Origin of the sequence: Kitasatospora humi (assembly GCF_020907985.1) — a bacterium.
GTDB lineage: Bacteria > Actinomycetota > Actinomycetes > Streptomycetales > Streptomycetaceae > Kitasatospora > Kitasatospora humi.
In genome coordinates this window covers 1-22403 of record NZ_JAJJPA010000079.1, presented here as the reverse complement: position 1 = coordinate 22403, position 22403 = coordinate 1, and the positions used below count along the sequence as shown (strand labels likewise).

Genomic DNA, 22403 nt, shown 5'->3' with positions numbered 1-22403 from the left:
GACGCGGCGCAGGTCCTTGGGGCGTCCGACAGCGGTACGCATGGCATTGAGGTCGGCCTTGCGCAGGTAGCGGATCACGGTGCCGTCCGCGCCGGGCGTGGTGAGCGCGCGCTCGACGAAGCCGGTGACGTCCAGCTCGCCCCAGGGAAGCTTGGGCGTGCACAGGTCGCCGGAGGCCTGCGGCGTGCGGAAGTCGAGCTTGCGGAGGTGGAACGCCTCGGGGCCGCAGGGCAGTTCGTTGCCGTCCTCGTCGAGGAGGGTGGCGCCGACGGCCGCGAAGGCCGCCGCCATCGCGGCGGCCCGGGAGTGGTCGCCGTCCCAGAGCAGGTCGAGGTCGCCGGTGAGCTCCTGGGAGCCGTGCAGGATGCCGGCCACCTGGCCGATGACCGTCACCTGGGCTCCCTGCCGGTCGAGTTCGGCGAGCAGGGGGATCGGGTCGAAGCCGACCGCGCCGTCGGTGCCGACGGTGCCGTGCACGTCGTCGGCGTCGATGGGGGTCCCCCCGGCCGAAGGCTGGGGGAGGCTCAGCCCGGTGGGCGCCCGGTCCGCGACCAGCTCGGCCGTGCGTGCAACGGCCAGGCGCAGGCGGTCGATCGGGGCGGCGACGGGGCTGACGGTCATGCAGACTCCTCCTCGTAGTGGATCAGCCGAGTCGACCACGCCCGGCAGCGGCCTGTCCAACGCCTTTCCCGAGGACACGGGAGATGGAACGGCGCCGCCCCCTCCCCGGAATCGGAGAGGGGGCGGCGCCGTCAGGTGAGTTGCCGGCAGCGCGTGAGGTGCCGGCAGCGCGTCAGTGCGCCATCACCGGCACATCGGCGACCTCGCCGTCACCGCTGCCGGCGGCGATGATGTTCTGCTTGCCACCGCCGTTCAGCAGCGCGGTGGCCAGGGCCGCGGCAACCAGCAGGAAGCCGAACGACCACCAGATGGCGTGGGAGAAGCCGGTCACGGCGGCCTGAGCGTGCCCCGCCATGATCTCGTGCATCTTCTGCATCATCTCCGGCGAGACCGGCTGGGCCGGAGCCCCGGAAGCCGCGGGGATCGCCGGAACGTGGTGCGAGCTGAGGTACGCGTTGGTCGCGCTGGTCGCCACGGTGCTCAGCGCCGCGGTGCCGATGGCGCCGCCGACCTGCTGCGAGGTGTTGACCATCGCGGAGGCGACCCCGGCGTCGGTCGGGCGCACCCGGAAGGTGGCCAGGCTCATCGCCGGCATGAACGCGGTACCCATGCCGAGGCCCATCAGGACCAGTCCGGGCAGGATCAGCCAGTACGAGCTGTCGACCTTGATCTGGGTCAGGATCAGCATGCCCATCGCGGCGACCACGAAGCCGGGGCCCATCAGCCAGCGGGCCGGGACCCGGTTCATCAGGCGGGCACCGATCTGGGTGGAGCCGGTGATCATGCCGGCGACCATCGGCAGGAACGCGAAGCCGGTGGTGACCGGGGTGTACTGCAGGATGTTCTGCATGTAGTAGGTCAGGAACAGGAACAGACCGAACATGCCGATCACGGCCAGGCCGAGCGCCAGGTAGGAGCCGCCGCGGTTGCGGTCGAGCACCACGCGCAGCGGCAGCAGCGGGTGCGCGACGGTCCGCTCGACGATCACGAACGCGGTCAGCAGGACCGCGGCGGCGATGAACAGGCCGACGGTGAGGCCCGCGCCCCAGCCCTTCTCGGAGGCCTCGGTGAAGCCGTAGACCAGCGAGACCAGGCCGGCCGAGACCAGCAGTACGCCGGGGATGTCCAGCTTGTTGCGGTTGAGGCCACCGGCGGGCTCGCGGATCACGAAGAGCGCGCCGAGCACCGCGACGACCGCGAACGGGACGTTGATGTAGAAGGTCCAGCGCCAGTTCAGGTACTCGGTGAGCACACCGCCGAGCATCAGGCCGAGCGCACCGCCACCACCGGCGATGGCACCGTAGATGCCGAACGCCTTGGCGCGCTCCTTGGCCTCGGTGAAGGTCACGGTGAGCAGCGACAGGGCGGCCGGTGCGAGCAGCGCGCCGAATATGCCCTGCAGCGCGCGGGCGCCGACCAGCATGGCGAAGCTCTGCGAGGCACCACCGATCGCCGAGGCGCCGGCGAAGCCGATCAGGCCGGTGATGAAGGTGCGGCGGCGGCCCCACATGTCGGCGACGCGGCCACCGAAGAGCAGCAGGCCACCGAAGGCGAGCGCGTAGGCGGTGATGACCCAGGACCGGTTGGTGTCCGAGAAGTGCAGGGTCTTCTGCGCCGTGGGCAGGGCGATGTTCACGATGGTGGCGTCGAGCACCACCATCAACTGGGCGAGACCGAGGAAGCCCAGGGTCTTCCAGCGGTTGGGGTCGGCCTGTGGCACGACGTTGTCTGACATGGGTGTACTCACCTAACGGCAGGAGTTGGTGCTGGTGCGGTCGGAGGCGGTTGGCGCTTCCGTCGTGCGGTGGGACGCGGGCCGAGCCGCTTCCCTCGTGCGGTGGGACGCGGGCCGAGCCGCTTCCCTCGTGCGGTGGGACGCGGACCGGGCCGCTTCCCTCGTGCGGTCGGAGGTCGGCTCGGCCGCCCCCGCTGTGCAGGCGGACACGGTTGGGCCGCTTCCGGACGTTTCAGGGCCGGGGACGGTTCGGCTCCCCGGTGACGCTACTCAGAGACACTGACAATCGAGCGGGTCGATCAGTGACGTCGAAAGATCAGTGACAGGACAGTCAGGTTGATCACGTCAGGTCGATCAAGTCGGTTGGAAAATGTCGGGCGAACACGTCGGCTCGCACAAGTGAATTCGATGGAGCGGGTCGATCACACGGTCGATCAGTCGCTCCGTCGCAGGTCGTCGAGAGTGATCGCGCGTCCTGGCAGGACCGAGGGCGCGGGCGCCCGCAATCCGTCGAGGAGCAGCTGCAGGTGACGGTGGATCATCATGTTCTGGTCGATTTTCAGGCAGTCGGCGCCCGGCATCGGCCGGGAGAGCCGCCCCAGCGCGACGAAGAGGTCACCGGGTGCCACGTCGGCGCGCAGGCTGCCGGTTTCCCTGGCGCGGGCCATCAGCTGGTCCACCACCCGCTCCGTCGCCGCCTTGAGGGCGAAGTACTGGTCCTCGTTCTGCTGCTTGACCGGCTCGGTGAGCATGGTGCACAACGCGCCGATGTGCTCGTCGGCGCTGCCGTGCACGAAGTCGCACAGCGCCTGGAACGGATCGCCGTCGCTCGCCAGCGCCACGCGGGCCCGGTCCAGGATGCGCTCCATCACGGAGAGCGCGACCTCGTGGATCAGCGCGGGACGGTCCGGGAAGTTGCGGTAGAGGGTGGCATTGCCGACGCCGGCCTGACGGGCGATCTCGTCGAGCGGTACGTCGGCACCCTCGTTGGCGAACAGCTTCCTGGCGGCCGCGAGGATGCGCTCCCGGTTCCGGACCGCATCGGCCCGGAGTTTGGGTGCCGCCGTGCAGGCGGGAGCCGGAACTTCCAGCATGTCCATGGCAGCACTCCTTTCCGGGGGCCCGGCGTGATCCGGGGACTCATCCCCCACTTCCATCGACTGTACGGCAAACGGGGAGAACTTCCCCACATATTTCCGCCCAGCCGGGATTGCGGCAGATGTGACTCGTCTCACCTCACCCGGTTGCCCGAGCCGACCAGCGGGAATCCAGCCGTTACGACCAGGCGTCGGGCAACCTCGAGTGACCAGTCGCAGACTTGGGCAAGTAGCGGATTGCCCCTGCCGCCCGCAATCCGGGCCGGCACAGCATGAGGACGTGATCCAGTGAACGTCGCACGGCCGTCTACCCCGTCCGCCGCCGCTCCGCCGCAGGCGCCACCCACGGTGACCCCGCTGACCGAGTCCACCGCCGAGGCATATGTCGCCCGCACCTGCTTCAAGATCGGCCCTCCCACCCGGCTCGGCGTCGAGCTCGAATGGTTGGTGCATGATTCCCGTCAGCCACACAGTTCCCCCGCCCCCGAGCGAGTCGGCGCCGCCCTCGCGGCGCTCGACCTGCATCCGGACCTGTCTTCCCTCCCCGGTGGCTCACGGATCACCCGCGAGCCCGGCGGCCAGGTAGAGCTCAGCTCCCCCGCCGCCGAGGACCTGACGGCGTGCGTACGGACCGCCGGCCAGGACCTCTCCACCCTCCGCGCGGCCTTCGCCGCCCAGGGCCTGACTCTCGCCGGCTACGGTACCGAACCCCATCCGCGAGCCCGCCAGCTGACCCAGCGTCAACCCCGCTACCTGGCCATGGAAGAATTCTTCGGCCGCAGCGGCCCCTGGGGCAAGATCATGATGTGCGTCACGGCGTCCACCCAGGTGTGCCTGGACGCGGGCACCGAGGCGTCCGGAGCCGACGGGTTCCGGGAGCGCTGGCAGCTGGCGCACCGGCTCGGTCCGGTGCTGGTCGCGGCGTTCGCCAACTCTCCGCTGCTGGACGGCCGCCGCACCGGCTACCGGTCCGCGCGACAGGCGGTCTGGGCCCGGATGGACCCCAGCCGCACCCTGGCACCGCGCGGCGGCGACCCGCGCGAGGCGTGGGCGCGGTACGTGCTGGACGCGCAGTTGCTCTGCGTGCGCCGGCCACACGGGCTGCCGTGGAACGCACCGGTCGGGCAGACCTTCCGGGACTGGCTGCGCGGGCCGGAGGCGGACCGGCCCTCCCTGTCCGACCTGGAGTACCACGTCGGCACCCTGTTCCCGCCGGTGCGACCGCGCGGCTACCTGGAGTTGCGCATGATCGACGCCCAGCCCGGTGACGGCTGGATCGTCCCGGTCGCGCTGGCCGCCGCGCTCTTCTCCGACCAGCGGGCCGCGGATGCCGCACTGGCCGCGCTGGAGCCGCTCAGCGCCGCATCGGCAGAGCCCGGGCCGCGCGGGGCCGCCTGGACCAGGGCCGCCGCCCGGGGCATGGACGACCCGGTGCTGCGGCGGGCCGCACTCGACTGCTTCGCCGCCGCCGACGCGGCGCTCTCGCGGGCCGGGGTCGACGGGCGGATCCGGGACACCCTGGCCGAGTTCCGGGACCGCTACCCCGCAAGGGGCCGATGTCCCGCCGATGACCTGCTGGACGACGCACCCGGCTCCGAGCGCCACCGGCTGCTCGCCGGCGCACCCGGCCCCGAAGCGAGCGGCCTGCTCGACAACGCACCCGGGCCTGAGGACGACCGGCTGCTCGCCGGCGCACCCGACCTCGGGAAGCACGACCCGATCGACCATGCACCCGACTGGCCGGAAGACCCGGAAGATCGGCGGGACTCCGGAGAGGACGACGCATCATGCTGAACACCGACGCCGGCGAGGAGCGGCTTCGCGAGACCATCGCCGATGAGCTGCTGGCCGCCCGCACCCGCACCGGCCTGCTGACCGACAGCGTGGGCGACGCCGAACTGACCGCCCAGCACTCCCGGTTGATGTCACCGCTGGTCTGGGACCTGGCGCACATCGGCAACCAGGAGGAGCTCTGGCTGCTGCGCAACGTCGGCGGCCGGGAGCCGATGCGCCCGGAGATCGACCCGCTCTACGACGCCTTCCGGCATCCGCGCGCCGAGCGCCCCGCCCTGCCGCTGCTGCCGCCCGCCGAGGCCCGCCGCTACGCCGCCGAGGTGCGCGGCCGGGTGCTCGACCTGCTCGACGGGGTCGCGCTCGCCGGACCGCCGCTGCTGCAGGCGGGATTCGCGTTCGGTCTGATCGCCCAGCATGAGCAGCAGCATGACGAGACGATGTTGATCACACACCAACTTCGCACTGGTGACGCCGTGTTGACCGCACCGGCGCCCGACCCGGCCCCCGCTGAGCGGTTGCCCGCCGAAGTCCTGGTGCCGGCCGGTCCGTTCACCATGGGCACCGACACCGAGCCATGGGCGCTGGACAACGAGCGCCCGGCCCACCAGGTCGACCTGCCCGGTTTCGCGATCGACACCACGCCGGTGAGCAACGCCGCCTACCAGCGGTTCATCGAGGACGGCGGCTACCGGGAACCGCGCTGGTGGAGCGAATCCGGCTGGCAGCACTGCCGGCAGGCCGAGTTGGCCGCCCCGCTGTTCTGGACCAGGCAGGACGGCGTCTGGCTGCGCCGCCGGTTCGGGCGGGTCGAGCCGGTGCCGCCGGACGAGCCGGTGCTGCACGTCACCTGGTACGAGGCCGAGGCCTACGCCCGATGGGCGGGCCGGCGGCTGCCGACCGAGGCAGAGTGGGAGAAGGCGGCCCGCCACGACCCGGCCACCGGGCGCTCGCGGCGCTTCCCGTGGGGCGATGGACCGCCCGGCCCGGAGCACGCCAACCTGGGCCAGCGGCATCTGCAGCCCGCTCCGGCTGGCAGTTACCCGAAAGGCGAATCCGCCTACGGAGTACGGCAGTTGATCGGTGATGTCTGGGAGTGGACGGCCAGCGACTTCGCGCCCTATCCGGGGTTCCGGGCCTGGCCGTACCGGGAGTACTCGGAGGTGTTCTTCGCGAAGCCCGGGCAGCCGGCCGAGTACAAGGTGCTGCGCGGCGGCAGCTTCGCGGTGGCACCGGTCGCCTGCCGAGGGACCTTCCGCAACTGGGACTACCCGGTGCGGCGGCAGATCTTCGCCGGTTTCCGAACCGCCCGCGACCTGGTGGACGGACGCTGATGTGCCGTCACCTCGCTTACCTGGGAGTGCCGGTGAGCTTGGCCGAAGTCCTGGTGGAGCCGCCCTACGGGCTGCACCGGCAGTCCTGGTCGCCCCGGTTGCAGCGGTACGGCACGGTCAACGCGGACGGCTTCGGCGTGGGTTGGTACGCCGAGGGCGACCCGTTGCCCGCCCGCTACCGACGCGCGGGACCGATCTGGATGGACGAGAACTTCACCGACCTGGCCCGGGTGATCCGCACCCGGGCGCTGCTGGCCGCCGTCCGCTCCGCCACCGTGGGCACCTCGGCGGAGCAGAGCGCCGCCGCCCCCTACAAGGGCGACGGCTGGCTGTTCAGTCACAACGGCCTGCTGGCCGGCTGGCCGCACGCGCTCGACGAATTGGCCGCGCTGCTCGGTCCGGCCGACTTGCTCACCCTGGAGGCGCGTTGCGACTCCGCGCTGATCTGGGCGCTGCTGCGGCGCCGGCTGCGCACCGGCCTGGCGGTCGGCCAGGCGCTTGCCGCCACCGTGGCCGAGGTGGTCCGGCACACCGAGGGTCGGCTCAACCTGCTGGTCACCGACGGCCAGGTGATCGCCGCAACTGCCTGGGGGGACACCCTGTTCCACCGCTCGGAGCCCGGACGCTCGGTGGTGGTCGCCTCCGAGCCCGGCGATGACGGCCCCGGATGGATCCCGGTGCCCGACCGGTCCGTCCTGGTGGCCACCCCCGAAGCCGTGGCCGTCCATCCGCTCGACGCCGCTGTCGAAGCTCTGAGAGACCCCTCTGCGTCCGGATTGGGAAGGGACCCGCGATGACCGCCTTCGAGCTCACCCGACTGCTCCCCACCGACCACTTCGCCCGGGCGCTGCGCGCCGACGTGGTCCGCGGCCTGACCGCGCCCGCCAAGTGGCTGCCGCCCAAGTGGTTCTACGACAAGCGGGGCAGCGAGCTGTTCGAGGACATCACCCGGCTGCCGGAGTACTACCCGACCCGGGCCGAGCGGGCCATCCTGACCGCCCGCGCCGGGGAGATCGCCGCCGCCTCCCGGGCCCGCACCCTGGTCGAGTTGGGCTCGGGATCCTCGGAGAAGACCCGGCTGCTGCTCGACGCGCTGCGCCGACTGGGCACCCTGGAGGCCTACGTGCCGGTCGACGTCAGCGAGAGCGCGCTGCGCGAGGCCGGGCGGCGGCTGGCCCAGGACTACCCGGGGCTGACGGTGCACGGCGTGGTGAACGACTTCACCGCCAGTCTCGGGCTGCCGCACGAGGTGCACCCGCCGCGGCTGGTCGCCTTCCTGGGTGGCACCCTGGGCAATTTCGCACCGGACGAACGTGCCGCCTTCCTGGCGGCACTGCGGGCCGAACTCGCCCCGGGCGACGCGCTGCTGCTCGGCACCGACCTGGTCAAGGACCCGGAGGTACTGGTCGCCGCCTACGACGACGCGGCCGGTGTCACCGCCGAGTTCGACAAGAACGTGCTCAATGTGCTCAACCGGGAGCTGGAGGCGGACTTCGATCCGACCGGATTCCAGCACCGGGCGTACTGGGACGCCGAGCACGAGTGGATCGAGATGCGGCTGCGGTCCGTCAGAGCGCAGCAGGTCACGATCCCCGGCGTGTCACTGACCGTGGAGTTCGCGGCGGGCGAGGAGTTGCGCACCGAGATCTCGGCCAAGTTCCGGCAGGCCGGGGTGGCGGCCGAGTTGGCGGCGGCCGGGTTCCAGCTGCGGCACTGGTGGACCGATCCCGAGGCCCGGTTCGGGCTCTCACTGGCCGAGCCACTGGGCTGACCCGCTGGGGCGAGGCCACGGTGCGGCCGGCACGGGTGGCGGCCCGGCGAACCCTGACGGCACCGACCGAGCACCGCAGCACGTCCTGATCCGTTCTCACCGGACCGGGGTCACGGCCCCCACCGCGGCCCCGGTTCCGTTGCGCGCCAGGGGCGTTGCCGGAGCGAGGGGTATTGCTGAAGCCGTGAATCACTGCTTCACTCCTTGCCGTGGCCTACCGGAAGACGCCTGCCGTCCAAGCCCGGCTCGACGCGCAACGCGACGCCGTGCTCGTCGCCGCCACCGAGCTGCTCGCCGAACGCGGTTATGCGGCCTGCTCGGTGGCGGCCGTCGCGGAGCGCGCCGGCATCGCGACCGGTAGCGTCTACCGCTCCTTTCCCAACAAGGCCGAGCTGGTCGCCGAGCTGTTCCGCACTGTGGTCGGCCGGGAGGTGGAGGCCGTGCGGACCGCTGCCGCCCGCGACTACGGCGGCGACGAGCACGCCCAAGTCGCCTCGGTGATCGGGGTGTTCGCGGGCCGGGCGCTCGGCGCACCGCGGTTGGCCTACGCCCTGCTCGCCGAGCCGGTCGATCCGGAGGTGGAGGCGGAGCGCCTGGTGTTCCGGCGCGCCTTCCGCGATGTGATCGCCGCGGCGATCACGGAGGGCGTCAACGTCGGCCGACTGCCCGCTCAGGACCCGGCGTTGACAGCCGCGCTACTGGTCGGCGGGATCGGTGAGGCGCTGGTCGGCCCGCTCGCCGACGGCCGTGCCCCCGACGACCTGATCCCCGCCCTGATCACCTTCTCGCTGCGCGCCCTCGGCTTCGCGACCTCCGACGGCGCACCCCCACCCACCCCGCACCGACCGGAGCAGCACCGTGACCACGGACTCCGCGCCGACCGCGGCGGCGCGGTGACCACGGACTCCCCCACCCACCCCGCACCGACCGGAGCAGCACCGTGACCACGGACTCCCCCATCCGCCCGGGCAAGGAACCCATCGACCGCGAGCGCAACGCCGAGCGCCTGCTGCGCACTTCGGCCAAGCACTCCTACGACCCGATGACCGAGATCGACTGGGCGGCGCCCATCGATCCGGACCAGTTCGCCCTGCCGCCGCACCGGGTCACCCTCTACGGCACGGAGCTGTGGGAGCAGTTGTCCCCACGCCGGCGGGCCGAGCTGAGCACCCGGCAGCTGGCCAGCACCATGACGGCCGGGATCTGGTTCGAGATCCTGCTGATGAACGGCCTGATCCGGCACGTCTACGGCCAGGACCTCACCACCCGGCACGCGCAGTACGCGCTCACCGAGGTGGCCGACGAGTGCCGGCACTCCACCATGTTCGCCGAGTACGTCAGGAAGACCGGCTACCCCACCGCCCGGCCGTCCCGCCGGGCCGACCTGCGCGGCCGGTTCTACCTGCAGCTCAACGACATCACGCTGACCCTGGCCGGTGCGATCTTCGTCGAGGAGTTCACCGACGCCATGCAGCGGGAGATGCTGCGGGACGAGACCCTGCAGCCGCTGGCCCGCGCGACGGCCCGGATCCACGTGGTCGAGGAGGCCCGGCACATCGGCTTCGCCAAGCCCGAACTGGCCCGCCGCTGGGGCCGGATGACCCCGGCCCGGCGTGCGCTGTTCCGCCGGGTGCTGGCCTTCCTGGCGAACGAGGCGGTGCGTGAGTGCGTGCATCCCCGGGTGTACGCGCTGACCGGCCTGGACCCGGAGGCCGCCAAGCGGGCCGCCCGCGCCAATCCGCACTGGCAGCAGGCCCAGGTGGAGTGGGCACGCAAGGCGGTCGACTACTTCACCGAGTTGGGCATCATCGACGCCGGCACCGCCCCCGCCTGGCGGCGCGCGCACCTGATGCGCTGACTGCCCGACAGGACGGTGAGCCCACTGGCCGTCAGACTTCCGGAGACCCGGTTCCGCGGCGGCCTGGTAACACCCGGCTCAGGCCGCGGCCGACCGATCGGATCCCGCCATTGGCCGGATCCACCCCTTGGCTGTCCCGACCAATGGCGGACCCAACCAAACGGGTGTCAACAAATGGATCGTCAGGTGACAATCTGACACGTACTTCTGACATTCAGACGTCAATATGGTTGGATGATCAGAACTTCAAGCTCGCCAGCCAGTGCCCGTCGCTCCGGTTTTACATCGGTGGGGCAGTGAACCGTTCGCCCGTGCAAGGAACTTGATGTCGCAGATACCGCAGGCGGTGCCCTGGTGCCTGGGAGCCGGGTTGCTGCCGGCCCTACTGGGGCTCGTTCGACAGTGGCGCCTGGCCCGCGACCGGGCCACCGCGCTGGCCTGGCTGGAGGCCGCGGTGCGGGCCCGGGACGAGGAGGCGCACCGGCTGGCCACTGTCCGACTGCCGGCCTTGATGCACTCCGCAGTCGCCCATCCGGCCCCCATCGACCCGCTGCTGGCCGGCACGGGCTTCGAGCAGAGCCTACGACAGGTGGCCGACCAGTTCGGCAGTGCCGTGGAGCGGGCCGAGCTGCGCGCCGACCAGAACGCCAAGGCAGCGCTGAAGGGTGCGATGCGGGCCCTGCAGGGGCTGGCCAACGAGCAGCAGGTGGCGATCTCCGAGATGCAGGAGCGCCATGACCACCCCGCGGTGCTGCGCGACCTGCTGGAGATCGACCACACCAACTCCCAGTTCGGCCGCCGCGCCCAGGCCATCGCAGTGCTCTGCGGCTCCTGGCCCGGTCGGCAGCGCTCCGCGTCGTCGTTGAGCGACGTGGTGCGCGGCGCCAAGTCCCGGGTCCGCGACTACAAGCGGATCGAGATCCGCACCCAGGTCGAACTGGCGGTCACCAGCCGGGCGGTGGAGCCGGTGGTGCTGGCGGTGGCCGAACTGCTGGACAACGCGGCCCGACACTCCCAGCCCAACACCCTGGTCGAGGTCAATCTGCAGCCGGCCCACCACGGCGCCTGCATCGTGATCGACGACGCGGGTGTCGGCATGGATCCGCGCGAGGTCGAGCTGGCCGGTCAACTGCTCGGCGGGCAGCGCTCGGTGGACGTCACCCGACTCGGCGACCCGCCGCAGTTCGGCTTCGCGGTGATCGGCGTGCTGGCGGCGCGGTACGGCTTCAGCGTCTCGGTGGACACCCGCTCGCCCTACGGCGGGGTCCGCGCGGTGCTCTTCCTGCCGACCGAACTGCTCACCCAGATCACTCCCGAGCCGGAGCCGGAGGCGCGGATCACCACCGACGGCACGCTGGACCCGGCGCCGTTGCCCGAGCCGTCACCCGAGCAGGCACGGGCTCCCCGCCACCGAGCGACACCTCACCACCACTCGGACCCCCACCAGCCGGACGGGCCCCACCGGGCGGACGTCCACCAGCAGGCGGGAGTCCAGGGGCAGGCGGGAGTCCAGGAGCCGGCCGCCCGGACGGTCGGCCCGCGCACCGCCGGCGGCCTGCCCAAGCGCCGCCGCCGCGAGCCGCTCCCGGAGTCCGCCCTCGGCCAGGAAACCGCCGCCGACCCGGCGGGCCGGTCCCCCGGCGACCTGGTCAGGGACGCCGAGGCCACCGCCCAGCGGCTCGGCGCCTTCGCGCGCGGCACCCGGGCCGGCCGCGCGCCCGAACCCGATACTCACAGCTGATCCCCGCGGCTGCCCCCGAACGCCCAGCCGCTGCCCGTACCGCCGCTAGGAGAGCTCGATGAACAGCCACCCCGCCAACGACCTGGGCTGGATGCTCGATGACGTGCTGATGGTCCCGCACGCCCGGCACGCCATCCTGCTCTCGGCCGACGGCCTGCTGCGCGCCCACTCCGCCGGGATCACCCGCGACGAGGCGGACCGGCAGGCCGCCGCGCTCGCCGGTGTGCAGTCGATCAGCCGCAGCACCGCCGGGTTCCTCGGCGGCGACTCCGGACCGTGGCGGCAGAGCCTGATCGAGTTCGCCGGCGGCTACGTCTTCCTGGTGGCGGCCGGCCCCGGGGCCTATCTCGCCGTGTCCGCCGGGGAGTCGGTGGACATGGAGGCGGTGAGCTACCGGATGCAGAAGCTGGTCGACCGGCTCGGCAAGGAACTCGGCACGCCGCCGCGGCAGGACGCGGGGGCCGTGCGGTGAGCCCGCGCCGGGAGCAGGGTCTGGTCCGGCCGTACGTGGTCACCAACGGCCGCTCGGAGCCGTCCCGCAACACCTTCGACCTGGTCACGCTGGTCAGCGGGGTGCCCGACCGGCCGTTGCAGGGGCTGACTCCCGAACAGCGCCGACTGGTGGCCCTGGTGAGCCGCGGCTCGCTGTCGCTGGCCGAGGTTGCCGCGCACCTGCGGCTGCCGGTCAGCGTCACCAAGGTGCTGCTCGGCGACCTGGTCGACAGCGGCCACGTCCTCACCCGGGCCGCCATTCCGCGGGCGCAACTCCCCGCTTCCCAGCTGCTGCAGGAGGTTCTGGATGGGCTCCGTGCCCGGCTCTGAGATCGGCGGCCTCGAAACGGCAGGGGTCAGCTACCTCGGCGACGGGGTGCGGACCGCCGTCAAGCTGCTGGTCACCGGCCACTTCGCGGTCGGCAAGACCACCTTCGTCGGCACCCTGTCGGAGATCGAGCCGCTGCGCACCGAGGAGCCGATGACCGAGGCGAGCGTGCTGGTGGACGACCTGACCGGGGTGCCCGGCAAGCAGACCACCACCGTCGCCATGGACTTCGGCCGCCTGACGCTCAGTCGATCCCTCGTGCTCTACCTGTTCGGAGCGCCCGGGCAGCAGCGGTTCACCCCGCTCTGGCGGGACATGGCCCTGGGGGCGCTGGGCGCCCTGGTGCTGGCCGACACCCGGCGGCTGGAGCACTCGTTCCCGGTGATGGACCTGCTGGAGGAGCACGGGCTGCCGTACGCGGTGGCGGTCAACCGGTTCGACGGCGCACCCGAGTTCGCCGAGGAGGAGCTGCGCGAGGCCCTCGACCTGCTGCCCAGCACGCCGCTGGTCAGCTGCGACGCCCGCGACCCGGCCTCGGCGACCCGGGCGCTGATCTCGCTCGTGGAATACCTGATCGGCACCGAAGCCCGCCTGGAGCATGTGTGAAAGACCTCTCCCCTCCCCCCGGCTGCCCCGCGCATGGCGGCGCATTCCCGCTGTACGGACCGGAGTTCACCGAGAACCCGGCCGCGGTCTATGCCCGGCTGCGGGCCGCCGAGGGCCCCCTCGCCCCCGTCGAGCTCTTCCCGGGCGTGACCGCGACCCTGGCGCTGGGCTACCAGGCGGCGCTGGACGTGCTGCGCACCACCGAGACCTTCACCAAGGACGCGCGCCGCTGGAAGGGCCTGGCCGACGGCCGCGTGCCACCGGACAGCCCGGCCGTGCCGATGATGGCGTTCCGGCCCAACTGCTTCTTCGCGGACGGCGAGCGGCACGAGCGGCTGCGCGGCGCGGTGACCGACTCGCTGGACCGGATCGACCCCAACGCACTGCGCGGCCAGGTCGAACGCGTTGCCGACCGGCTGATCGACACCTTCGCCGGGCACGGCGAGGCCGACCTGGTGGCCGCCTACGCCCGCCCGCTGCCGCTCCTGATCTTCAACGAACTCTTCGGCTGCCCCTCGCACTTGGGTGACCGGCTGGTGGTCGGCATGGCCGCCATGTTCGACGGCACCGACCCCGAGTGGGCCAACCAGGAGGTCGCCGACGTCCTGCTGCAGCTGGTGGCGCTCAAGCGCGCCGACCCGGGCAGCGACGTCACCAGCTGGCTGATGGCCCATCAGGCGGCGCTGGACGACGAGGAGATGCTGCACCAGCTGGTGGTGCTGATGGGCGCCGGCACCGAGCCGGAACTCAACCTGATCTGCAACTCGCTGCGACTGCTGCTCACCGACGACCGGTTCGCCGGCGACTTGGCGGGCGGCAGCCTGCCGGTCGAGGACGCCCTCGACGAGGTGCTGTGGACCGATCCGCCGGTGGCCAACTTCGCAGTGCACTTCCCGGTGCGCGACGTCGAACTGGCCGGCCGCCGGCTGCCGGAGGGCGAGCCGGTGGTGATCAGCTTCGCGGCCGCCAACAACGACCCGTCGCTGGCGGGCGGTTCGCGCACCGGCAACCGGGCCCACCTGGCCTGGAGCGCCGGGCCGCACGCCTGTCCGGCGCAGGGCCACGCCCGGCTGATCGCCACGGTCGCCGTGGAGCGGCTGCTGGACCGCCTGCCGGACCTCGAACTCGACGTCAAGCCGGAGGAACTGGTCTGGCGCCCCGGTCCGTTCCACCGGGCGCTGACCGCGCTGCCGGTGCGGTTCCCGCCGACCACCATGACCACCCCGCACCTCGCGTCCCGCGCCCCCACCCCCGTTGTCCCCGTTCCCGCTGCCCCTGTTCCCGCCGTCCCCGTTCCCGCTGTCCCCGGGTCCGTTCTCCCCGGATCCGCCGATGCTCCTGGAGGCCTTACATGGAACCCGACCGCTGCCCCTACCGACTCGACACCAGCGGTACCGACATCCACGGCGAGGCCCGCCGGATCCACCAGGACGGACCGGTGGCCCAGGTGGAGCTCCCTGGTGGCGTGGTGGCGTGGTCGGTAGGCAGCCTGCAGCTGGTCAAGCAGCTGCTCGCCGACCCCAATGTGTCCAAGAGCGCCCGGCTGCACTGGACGGCCTTCCGCGACGGTGACATCCCCGAGGACTGGCCGCTGCGCATCTGGGTCGACACGGACAACATGTTCACCGCCTACGGCAAGGACCACCGCCGGCTGCGCCGCCTGGTGGCGGGCGCGTTCACCGCGCGCCGCACCGAGGCGATGCGCCCGCGGATCGAGGCGATGGTCGCCGAGCTGCTGGACGGCCTGGCCAAGGCCGCCCCGGGCGAGGCGGTCGACCTGCGCGAGGGCTACGCCTATCCGGTGCCGATCCAGGTGATCTGCGAGCTGTTCGGCGTGCCGGCCCACCTGCACCCGGGCCTGCGCGAGTGCGTGGACAACTTCTTCGACACCACCATCACGCCCGAGGCCGCACTGGCCAACAACACCCGCGTCTTCGAGCTGCTGGCCGAGCTGGTCGCGATCAAGCGCGAGGCTCCGGGTGACGACCTGACCAGCGTGCTGATCGCGGCCCGGGACGACGAGGAGGGCGGCGACGGCAGCGCGCTCACCGAGCAGGAGCTGCTGTTCACCCTGCTGCTGGTGCTCGGCGCCGGGCACGAGACCACCGTCAACCTGCTGGACAACGCGATCCACCTGCTGCTCACCCACCCCGACCAGCTGGAGCTGGTGCGCACCGGGCAGGCGGGCTGGAACGACGTGATCGAGGAGACCCTGCGGGTGCGCGGGCCGGTCGCCAACCTGCCGCTGCGCTACGCGGTGCAGGACATCCAGGCGGGCGACGTGCTGATCCGCCAGGGCGAGCCGATCCTCGCCGCCTACGCCGCCGCCGGCCGGGACGAGTCGGTGCACGCCGACCCGGACGTCTTCGACCTGCGCCGCGCCGACAAGGACCACGTGGCCTTCGGCCATGGCGCGCACTTCTGCCTGGGCGCGCCGCTGGCCCGGCTGGAGGCGCAGGTGGCGCTGCCCGCGCTGTTCGAGCGGTTCCCCGACCTGGCGCTCGCCCCTGACGCGGACCTGACGCCGGTGGAGTCGTTCATCTCCAACGGGCACCGGCACCTGTCGGTGGTGCTGACCCCGGCGAACTGACGCCACAGCTGCGCCGAGGGCGCCTGACGTCGCGTCAGGCGCCCTCGGCCTTGTCGCGGTCGCCGCGATCACCACGACCGCCGCGGCCGCCACGGTCGCTGCGGCCCGCCGCGGTCGCCGCGGTTCAGCCCAGCCCGTGGTCCCGCAGCGGCCCCACGGTCAACCCCTGCTCCGCGCACCGCTCCAGCAGCCGGGGCAGCGCGCCCAGGGTGGAACGCCACGCCTGCGGCGCCGAGGTGCAGTCGGAGTCGTGCAGCAGCAGCGTCGCCCCGGCGAGCGAGCCCCGGGTGATGGTGCGCAGCACCGAGTCGGGGGTGGCCTTGGCGGTCCAGTCCTGGCCCCAGTGGGTCCACAGCACCGGGCGCAGGTCGTTGCGCCGCGCCGCGTACAGCGCCGAGGCGTTGAGCACGCCGTAGGGCGGGCGGTACCAGCGCGGCTGCCGGCCGGTGACCGCGCCGATCAGCTCCTTGGCGCGGGTGACGTCGTTCAGGGTGGCGCGCGGTCCGCGGATCAGCAGCGGGCGGTGCGCCCAGCCGTGCACCGCGACCTCGTGCCCGGCGTCGACCAGTTCGCGGCCCAGCCCGGGGTCCTTGCTGAGCATCTGCCCGAGCAGGAAGAAGGTGGCCTTGGTGCCGGTCTTCTCCAACTCCTTGAGGAAGAGCGGCGTGGAGGCGCGGTCCGGGCCGTCGTCGAAGGTGAGCGCCACGTGGCGCGGGTTGCCGGGGCCGCTCAACTTGGGTGCCAGCAGCGGCCTCAGCGGGCCGAGCGAGGTGAGTGCGGGCAGGCTGTGGCCGACCGCCAGGGCGCCGGCGGTCAGGGCCAGGGTACGGGTCGTGGTCGTCACGAGGCCACCTTCAGGATCGGTGCGGACACGTCGCCGGCCATCGCGGCGACCACCCGCTCGGCGCTGGGCGCGGTCCGCTGACGCGGGATCGCGGGCCGGGCCAGCGCCTCGGTCAGGGCGGCGGCGAGCTGCGTCTCGTCGCGTATCCAGACCGCGAGCCCGGCCTCGTCCAGCGCGGCCGCGTTGGTCACCCCGTGGCCCGGCAGGCAACGGTAGCTGACCACCGGCACGCCGCTGGCCATCGCCTCGAGCGAAGTGAGCCCGCCGGCGTTCTGCACCACCACGTCGCTGGCCCGCAGCAGGGCCGGCATGTCGTCCACCCAGCCGAGCGCGACGCCGGTGCCGGCGGCGGCGAGCTTGTCCCGCAGCGCCGTGTTGTGCCCGCAGACGGTGACCGGCACGGCCACCCCGGCGGCGGCTATCTCCTTGGCGGTCTGCTCGACTTCGCCGACGCCCCAGGAGCCGGCGGTGATCAGTGCGATCGGCTGGTCGGTGGGCAGGCCGAACCGGGCGCGCTCGCGGGCCCGTTCGGCGGCCGAACGGGCCGGACGGAAGGCCGGGCCGACCAGCGGCTGGCAGATCTCGATGTCCTTGGCGCCGTGCCGGGCGGCCTGGGCCGCGGCCACCGGGTCCAGCGCCAGGTGCAGGTCGACGCCGTCCGCCACCCAGAGCGGGTGCACCGACATGTCGGTGAGGAAGGTGGTCACCGGCACGTCCAACTCGCCGCGGCGGCGCAGCCGGCCGAGTGCCTGGCTGGCCAGCGGGTAGGTGGAGACCACCGCGGCGACGTCGTCGCCGATCAGCTGCCTGGTCCTGCGGGCGGCGGCCTTCGCGAACAGCGAGCCGACCATGCCCGACGAGGACTGATTCTTCTCCAGGCCGCTGAGCAGCCAACCCCAGGCCCACGGGGCGACCTTCAGCTCCAGCGCGTAGCTGGCGCGCAGCAGCCGACCGCAGCCCGGCGGCAGCAGGTCGAGGAAGTCGTGGCACTGGGCGTCGAAGCCGGCCGCGTCGAGGCGGCGCACCAGCTCCCGGGCGGCGCCGTCGTGCCCCGCCCCCACGCTCGCGGACACGACGGTGATCCGGCGCGGCTGACTCGACCGCATCAGGCTCCTTCCCAGGGCGGGCCCGGCCACCCGCCCACAGCGGAGCCGCACCCGCGACTCGCTGCGTCATACGGATGTACTGGGACCCCCTGGCATGGACTTCCCGGCCGGACCACGGGCCGGACGAACCGGCCCCGAGATCCCTTTCGGAGCCGGCCCGAGTCGGTCGGGCCGATCAGGCCGTGACGGTAGGCCGCCCAGCGGGAGTCCGGGTGGATGGCAGCCGGACACCAGGTGTCCGCCCTCCGACAGGACGGCCAATCAACGGGAGAATTGCCCGTTTTGCCCCACCCTGTCGGCGTCGGTCGAGTCCTCCGCCGGCGCTCGAACCAACCCATCCCATCGAACTGCTGCGCCACAGCATGCGACTGCCTACCTGAAGCCAGCCTGAAGCTAGCTGAAGGGGTCTTCAGCAAATCATCAAGTCGGCCTGGGATCCTGGTGGGCATGCGGGTACTGGTGGTGGAGGACGAGCGGCGGCTGGCCGCGGCGCTGCAGCGCGGGCTGCAGGCCGAGGGGATGACGGTCGACGTGGCGCACGACGGCCCCCAGGGCCTGTGGCTGGCGGGCGAGCACGACTACGACGTGATCGTGCTGGACATCATGCTGCCGGGCGTGAACGGCTACCGGGTCTGCGCCCGCCTCCGGGCCGCCGGCAACGAGGCCGGGATCCTGATGCTCACCGCCAAGGACGGCGAGTACGACGAGGCCGAGGCGCTGGACACCGGCGCCGACGACTTCCTCTCCAAGCCGTTCTCCTTCGTGGTGCTGGTGGCCCGGCTGCGCGCCCTGGCCCGGCGCACCGGCCGGCGGCGCCCGCAGACCCTGCAGTTCGGCGACCTGCTGCTCGACCCGGCCCGGCACACCTGCACCCGGGGCGGCACCCCGATCCGGCTGACCGCCCGTGAGTTCGCGGTGCTGGAGTACCTGGCTCGGCGGGCCGGCGAGGTGGTGCCCAAGCGGGAGATCCTGGAGCAGGTCTGGGACAGCGCCTTCGAGGGCGACCCCAATGTGGTGGAGGTGCACATCAGCGCGGTCCGCCGCAAGATCGACGCGCCGTTCGGCCGCAGCGCGCTGGAGACCGTGCGGGGCGCCGGCTACCGGCTGGCGGCCGACGGTGGCTGACCGCCCGGTGCGGCGGCTCGGCCTCCCCACTCGCCCGACCACACGCTCCGGCAGCCGTCCGGAACCCGGCCTGCCGCCGCGCCGCCGCGGACTGGCCAGGCTGCGACCGCTGACCGTGCGGGCCCGGGCCACCCTGGGGGCCTGCGCGGTGGTGGCGATCGCGCTGGCCGTCGCCTCGATGTCACTGGTGGGCCTGCTCGACGCCAACCTGCTGCACAACGCCGAGGCCGACGCCGACGCGCAGGCCGCCGCCGTCGCGCAGGCGGCCGTGGCCGGCAAGCTGGACCCGCTGCTGCCGCCCACCCACGGCGCCGACTTCATCCAGGTGGTCGCCGAGAACGGCCGGGTGCTGACCTCCAGCCAGAACCTGGCGGGCCGTGCCCCGATCTCGCCGCACCAGCCGACCGGCCCGGGCACCGTCCGCAGCACCTGGGACGTCGGCCTGCTCGGCGACGAGCACCGCCAGCGGGTGGTGCAGGTCACCACCGAGACCGGCAGCGGTCTGATCACCGTCTACGCCGGCACCTCGCTGCGGGACGCGGACGCGGCGGACGACACCACCTCGGCCGCGCTGCTGGTCGGGGTGCCGCTGCTGCTGGTCACCGTGGCCCTGGTCACCTGGTGGGTGACCGGCCGGGCACTGCGCCCGGTGGAGGCGATCCGGGCCGAGGTCGCCGAGATCAGCGACCGCGACCTGCACCGCCGGGTGCCGGTGCCGCAGACCCATGACGAGATCGCCAGACTGGCCGCCACCATGAACGCCACCCTGGACCGGCTGGAGTCCTCGGTCCTGCGCCAGCGCCAGTTCATCGCGGACGCCTCGCACGAGCTGCGCAGCCCGATCACCGTGCTGCGCACGCAGCTGGAGGTGGCACTCGCGGTCCGCGACCCGGCCGCCTGGCCGGAGCTGATCAGCGGCGCGCTGGAGGACACCGACCGGCTCCAGCGGCTCGCCGTCGACCTGCTGCTGCTGGCCCGGATCGACGCCGCCGAGCCGGTGCCCGACCAGCCGCTCAACCTCACCGAACTGGTCCGCGAGGCCGTCGGCAAGCGGCACGGCGACCGGGTGCCGGTCAGCGCCGAGCTGGCGCCGGACGTGCGGGTCACCGGCAGCGGGCTGTGGCTCACCCGGGTGGTGACCAACCTGCTGGACAACGCCCAGCGGTTCGCCGAGCGCTCGATCGCGGTCCGGCTGACCGTCCCGGTGGACACGGGCGGGGACGCGGGCGCCGAGCTGGCGGTGCTGGAGGTGACCGACGACGGCCCCGGCATCCCGCCGGCCGACCGGGAGCGGATCTTCGAGCGCTTCACCCGGCTCGACGACGCCCGCAGCCGGGACCACGGCGGCGCCGGCCTCGGCCTGGCGATAGCCCGCGACCTGGCCGCCCATCACCGCGGCACGCTCACCGCCGAGCACGCGGCCCGCGGCGCCCGGCTGGTGCTGCGGCTGCCACTGGCACCGGCCGGCTGAGCCGGGCCGCCGCGCAACCCGGCTTGCGCCAACCGGCGGACCGGCATTCGGCTGGTGCTGCCCCCACCCCGGGCCCCGCTGCCCGGGCCCCGTGCACCGTTCGATTAAGGTCGGGCGCGGTTTTCCGTTATCCGGCACCACGGCGTGGATCTCCTGCTGTGGACAGGTCGGTTGGCTGGAGAAGGTGGGCACGGGTGGAGACGGACAGGTACCGCGAGTTGGCGGAACGGGCGCGCACCGGTGACGCGACGGCTCGTCAGGAGTTGCTCGGCGATCACCTGCCGCTGGTCTACAACGTCGTCGGCCGGGCCCTGAACGGGCATCCGGACACCGACGACGTGGTGCAGGAGACGATGCTGCGCGCGGTGGACGGACTGCCCGCGCTGCGCGACCCGGCCGCCTTCCGCAGCTGGCTGGTGGCGATCGCGATGAACCAGGTGCGCCAGCGGCACCGCGCCCAGCAGGCTCGGCAAACCGACGGGTTGGACGAGGTGCGCGAACTGCCCGATCCAGCCGGTGACTTCGCCGAGCTGACCATCGTGCGCCTCGGCCTGTCCGGGCAGCGCCGGGAGGTGGCCGAGGCGACCCGCTGGCTGGACGCGGCCGATCGGGAGGTGCTGGCGCTCTGGTGGCAGGAGGCGGCCGGCGAGCTGACCCGGGCCGAGCTGGCGGCGGCGCTGGAGCTGAGCCCGCAGCACACCGCGGTCCGGGTGCAGCGGGTCAAGGAACGCCTCGACGGCGCCCGCACGGTGGTGCGGGCGCTGGCCGCCCGGCCGGTCTGCCCGGCACTGGCCGAGCTGACGGCGACTTGGAACGGGAACCCGGCGCCACTGTGGCGCAAGCGGATCACCCGTCACGTCCGCGACTGCGCCGACTGCCAGGAGCCGGGCCGCGACCTGGTGCCCGCCGAGGGGCTGCTGGCGGGGCTGGCGCTGCTGCCGCTGCCGCGCCGGATCCAAGCCGTGCCGACGGCCGCCGAAGCGCCGACCACCCCGGTGCGTCCGGCGCGGCGCCGGGCGGGCGGCCGCGGTCCCGGGCGGGCGGTCGCCGTCGCCGCAGGCCACTCCCGGGTGCGGGCCCGGGCGCTGGTCCGCAGTCGGCGACGGCGCCAGGCCGCAACCGTGGTCGGCGCGCTACTGGTACTGGTCGCGGCCGGCGTGGTCTGGGACGGTGTCGGTGGCCCGAACGGCACCGGCGCCTCGCACGGCGGCACCCCGGCCGACGCGCAGGCCGCCGGGCTCTCGGCGACCATTCCCAGGACCGCCGGGCTCCTGCTCGACGCACTGGCCGGTGCTCGGCCGACGGCCTCGCCGAGCACCACGGCACCCAGCCCCTCGCCGTCCGCGTCCGCCTCGCCCACCCCGTCCGCCGCACCACCCTCCTCACACTCGGCCGCACCCGCACCCACGCCGTCGCGGACCAGCGCCGCGCCCCAGCCGAGCAGCGCCGCGCCCGACCGGTCGCTGCCCGACCTGGGCGGCGGCGGGGCCCCGGCGCCCGGCCAGGCGGCCTTCATCACACAGGTGATCAAGCTTGTGAACGTGCAGCGGGCACAGAACGGCTGCGGCCCGGTCACCGCCAACAGCCTGTTGCAGGAGGCCGCCCAGCGGCAGTCGGACGACATGGCGGCCCGGCATTTCTTCGACCACACCAACCCGGACGGTGCCGGCCCGCAGGAGCGGATCGACGCGACCGGCTACCAGTGGAGCACCTGGGGCGAGAACATCGCCCGCGGGCAGAGGGATCCGGCGTCCGTGATGACCAGCTGGATGAACAGCCCCGGGCACCGCGCGAACATACTGAACTGCGCGTTCAAGGAACTGGGTGTGGGGGTGCACATCGGCTCGGGCGGCCCTTGGTGGACGCAGGACTTCGGCACCCCGGCGTAACGGT

At 72.9% G+C, this 22403-nt stretch carries 20 protein-coding genes; 15 read left to right on the top strand and 5 right to left on the bottom strand.

Going from position 1 to position 22403, the window contains the following annotated elements:
- The 3 genes from LN042_RS34665 to LN042_RS34655 all read right to left on the bottom strand — a co-directional run.
- A partial coding sequence (locus LN042_RS34665) for a hypothetical protein (RefSeq protein ID WP_230055434.1) occupies positions 1–621 on the bottom strand: 621 nt, incomplete at its 3' end.
- Positions 622–793: 172 nt separating this feature from the next.
- Positions 794–2356 (bottom strand): MFS transporter, encoded by a 1563-nt coding sequence (locus LN042_RS34660; RefSeq protein ID WP_230055433.1) that lies wholly within the window; start codon positions 2354–2356, stop codon positions 794–796.
- A 434-nt stretch (positions 2357–2790) separates the two neighbouring features.
- Positions 2791–3450, bottom strand: coding sequence for a TetR/AcrR family transcriptional regulator (locus LN042_RS34655; RefSeq protein WP_372495874.1), 660 nt, complete (start codon positions 3448–3450; stop codon positions 2791–2793).
- A 291-nt stretch (positions 3451–3741) separates the two neighbouring features.
- Here LN042_RS34655 and egtA point away from each other — a divergent pair, with 291 nt between their 5' ends.
- The 12 genes from egtA to LN042_RS34595 all read left to right on the top strand — a co-directional run bounded on the left by egtA (position 3742) and on the right by LN042_RS34595 (position 15964).
- Complete coding sequence (egtA, locus tag LN042_RS34650; RefSeq protein ID WP_230055431.1) at positions 3742–5247, top strand: ergothioneine biosynthesis glutamate--cysteine ligase EgtA; 1506 nt, start codon at positions 3742–3744, stop codon at positions 5245–5247.
- Positions 5241–6578, top strand: coding sequence for an ergothioneine biosynthesis protein EgtB (egtB, locus tag LN042_RS34645; protein WP_230055430.1), 1338 nt, complete (start codon positions 5241–5243; stop codon positions 6576–6578). Before egtA ends, egtB begins: the two co-directional genes overlap by 7 nt.
- Positions 6578–7375: an ergothioneine biosynthesis protein EgtC gene (gene egtC, locus LN042_RS34640; protein ID WP_230055429.1), complete on the top strand. Its 798-nt coding sequence runs from the start codon at positions 6578–6580 to the stop codon at positions 7373–7375. Before egtB ends, egtC begins: the two co-directional genes overlap by 1 nt.
- Positions 7372–8349, top strand: a complete 978-nt coding sequence (gene egtD / locus LN042_RS34635) for an L-histidine N(alpha)-methyltransferase (RefSeq protein ID WP_230055428.1) — start codon at positions 7372–7374, stop codon at positions 8347–8349. Before egtC ends, egtD begins: the two co-directional genes overlap by 4 nt.
- A gap of 209 nt (positions 8350–8558) precedes the next feature.
- Positions 8559–9293 (top strand): TetR/AcrR family transcriptional regulator, encoded by a 735-nt coding sequence (locus LN042_RS34630; protein WP_230055427.1) that lies wholly within the window; start codon positions 8559–8561, stop codon positions 9291–9293.
- On the top strand, positions 9290–10207 hold the full coding sequence (locus LN042_RS34625; RefSeq protein ID WP_230055426.1) for an AurF N-oxygenase family protein: 918 nt from the start codon (positions 9290–9292) through the stop codon (positions 10205–10207). The genes LN042_RS34630 and LN042_RS34625 overlap by 4 nt, the downstream gene beginning before the upstream one ends.
- A gap of 322 nt (positions 10208–10529) precedes the next feature.
- Positions 10530–11948 (top strand): ATP-binding protein, encoded by a 1419-nt coding sequence (locus tag LN042_RS34620; RefSeq protein WP_230055425.1) that lies wholly within the window; start codon positions 10530–10532, stop codon positions 11946–11948.
- Between the two features lie 58 nt (positions 11949–12006).
- Positions 12007–12420, top strand: a complete 414-nt coding sequence (locus LN042_RS34615) for a roadblock/LC7 domain-containing protein (RefSeq protein WP_230055424.1) — start codon at positions 12007–12009, stop codon at positions 12418–12420.
- Positions 12417–12770 (top strand): DUF742 domain-containing protein, encoded by a 354-nt coding sequence (locus tag LN042_RS34610; RefSeq protein WP_230055423.1) that lies wholly within the window; start codon positions 12417–12419, stop codon positions 12768–12770. Before LN042_RS34615 ends, LN042_RS34610 begins: the two co-directional genes overlap by 4 nt.
- Positions 12748–13374, top strand: coding sequence for a GTP-binding protein (locus tag LN042_RS34605; protein WP_230055422.1), 627 nt, complete (start codon positions 12748–12750; stop codon positions 13372–13374). The genes LN042_RS34610 and LN042_RS34605 overlap by 23 nt, the downstream gene beginning before the upstream one ends.
- Positions 13371–14858 carry a cytochrome P450 gene (locus LN042_RS34600; protein WP_230055421.1) on the top strand — a complete coding sequence of 496 codons (1488 nt, stop codon included), beginning with the start codon at positions 13371–13373 and terminating at the stop codon, positions 14856–14858. Before LN042_RS34605 ends, LN042_RS34600 begins: the two co-directional genes overlap by 4 nt.
- A complete protein-coding gene (locus LN042_RS34595) occupies positions 14774–15964 on the top strand; it encodes a cytochrome P450 family protein (protein WP_443667720.1) in 1191 nt (396 codons plus the stop codon). The genes LN042_RS34600 and LN042_RS34595 overlap by 85 nt, the downstream gene beginning before the upstream one ends.
- Before the next feature lie 124 nt (positions 15965–16088).
- On the opposite strand, the gene LN042_RS34590 is transcribed toward LN042_RS34595, so the two are convergent.
- On the bottom strand, positions 16089–16808 hold the full coding sequence (locus LN042_RS34590) for a polysaccharide deacetylase family protein (RefSeq protein ID WP_230055420.1): 720 nt from the start codon (positions 16806–16808) through the stop codon (positions 16089–16091).
- Positions 16805–17914, bottom strand: a complete 1110-nt coding sequence (locus LN042_RS34585) for a glycosyltransferase (RefSeq protein WP_230055419.1) — start codon at positions 17912–17914, stop codon at positions 16805–16807. Before LN042_RS34585 ends, LN042_RS34590 begins: the two co-directional genes overlap by 4 nt.
- 447 nt (positions 17915–18361) lie before the next feature.
- Between LN042_RS34585 and LN042_RS34580 the strand changes: the two genes are divergently transcribed.
- The 3 genes from LN042_RS34580 to LN042_RS34570 all read left to right on the top strand — a co-directional run bounded on the left by LN042_RS34580 (position 18362) and on the right by LN042_RS34570 (position 22399).
- Positions 18362–19039 carry a response regulator transcription factor gene (locus LN042_RS34580; RefSeq protein WP_230055418.1) on the top strand — a complete coding sequence of 226 codons (678 nt, stop codon included), beginning with the start codon at positions 18362–18364 and terminating at the stop codon, positions 19037–19039.
- A 100-nt stretch (positions 19040–19139) separates the two neighbouring features.
- Positions 19140–20510: a sensor histidine kinase gene (locus tag LN042_RS34575; RefSeq protein ID WP_230055435.1), complete on the top strand. Its 1371-nt coding sequence runs from the start codon at positions 19140–19142 to the stop codon at positions 20508–20510.
- A gap of 194 nt (positions 20511–20704) precedes the next feature.
- On the top strand, positions 20705–22399 hold the full coding sequence (locus tag LN042_RS34570; protein ID WP_230055417.1) for a sigma-70 family RNA polymerase sigma factor: 1695 nt from the start codon (positions 20705–20707) through the stop codon (positions 22397–22399).
- The last annotated feature ends 4 nt before the right edge of the window (positions 22400–22403 follow it).

Excerpts from the sequence above, each read along its gene's own strand:
- LN042_RS34605 (WP_230055422.1), top strand. The coding sequence starts at position 12,748 with ATGGGCTCCGTGCCCGGCTCTGAGATCGGCGGCCTCGAAACGGCAGGG.
- egtB (WP_230055430.1), top strand. The coding sequence starts at position 5,241 with ATGCTGAACACCGACGCCGGCGAGGAGCGGCTTCGCGAGACCATCGCC.
- egtD (WP_230055428.1), top strand. The coding sequence starts at position 7,372 with ATGACCGCCTTCGAGCTCACCCGACTGCTCCCCACCGACCACTTCGCC.
- egtC (WP_230055429.1), top strand. The coding sequence starts at position 6,578 with ATGTGCCGTCACCTCGCTTACCTGGGAGTGCCGGTGAGCTTGGCCGAA.
- LN042_RS34655 (WP_372495874.1), bottom strand. The coding sequence starts at position 3,450 with ATGCTGGAAGTTCCGGCTCCCGCCTGCACGGCGGCACCCAAACTCCGG.
- LN042_RS34615 (WP_230055424.1), top strand. The coding sequence starts at position 12,007 with ATGAACAGCCACCCCGCCAACGACCTGGGCTGGATGCTCGATGACGTG.
- LN042_RS34580 (WP_230055418.1), top strand. The coding sequence starts at position 18,362 with ATGCGGGTACTGGTGGTGGAGGACGAGCGGCGGCTGGCCGCGGCGCTG.
- LN042_RS34585 (WP_230055419.1), bottom strand. The coding sequence starts at position 17,914 with ATGCGGTCGAGTCAGCCGCGCCGGATCACCGTCGTGTCCGCGAGCGTG.
- LN042_RS34660 (WP_230055433.1), bottom strand. The coding sequence starts at position 2,356 with ATGTCAGACAACGTCGTGCCACAGGCCGACCCCAACCGCTGGAAGACC.